General features: G+C 34.3%; 1 pseudogene. It reads right to left on the bottom strand.

The features are described from left to right. Positions 1–598: pseudogene (locus tag HT689_RS09470) on the bottom strand (hypothetical protein); the annotation flags it as partial. Positions 599–653: the final 55 nt, after the last annotated feature.

Here is a 653-nt window from a genome sequence, read left to right as displayed (position 1 = left end):
CTTCGAGCGAAGCGTAGTTTCGTAAATCTTCATGTAATTCTTTTGAAACATTTTGCAATTCAAAAATACGTTTTTGCTCAATAGAATATTCTTCAAGTACATTTACTGAATACCATTCATTTATATTGTTTGGATGAAGTTCCTGAAGATCAGTTAACTTTGGAAGTTTTTTTTCAGTAATTCCTTCTTCAGTGATAGAAACTAATACAGGTTGAATGCTATGAAATTCCTCATCCCCAGTAATACCTATTGCGATTACTTCATCAAAAGAGCTTGTTTTCGTTACGATATGGTTTGCGTAGTGTACAGCACCATTTACAGCAAAACCTGACAATGATGGAATATCTTTAGCAATAGAACCATCCCCGGAAAGATTAATAAGTTTATCATTGTCCCTTTTATCTTCAATCACAATAAGGTAATCTGAGATCTGCATAACAAATTCAGGCTTTCCAATTCCAGATTTACCTTGTTTGCTAGCTCCTTTTAGCGCTTTAGCAATTTCTGGATGAGAAGAACCTTGCTCATCATAGCGGATACCAAATTTTTCTATCTCTCTTCTGACGTATTGGTCAGTTGCTGTTGCTTCGTTTGCCATATTTTTTCACTTCCTTAAGTTTATCATTTCCCATTATATCAAAGAAAGTAGCAAA

Source organism: Streptococcus sp. 2342 (assembly GCF_013276795.1).
Lineage (GTDB): Bacteria > Bacillota > Bacilli > Lactobacillales > Streptococcaceae > Streptococcus.
The sequence above is the reverse complement of the archived record's forward strand: the minus strand, read 5'-3'. Positions and strand labels throughout refer to the sequence as shown.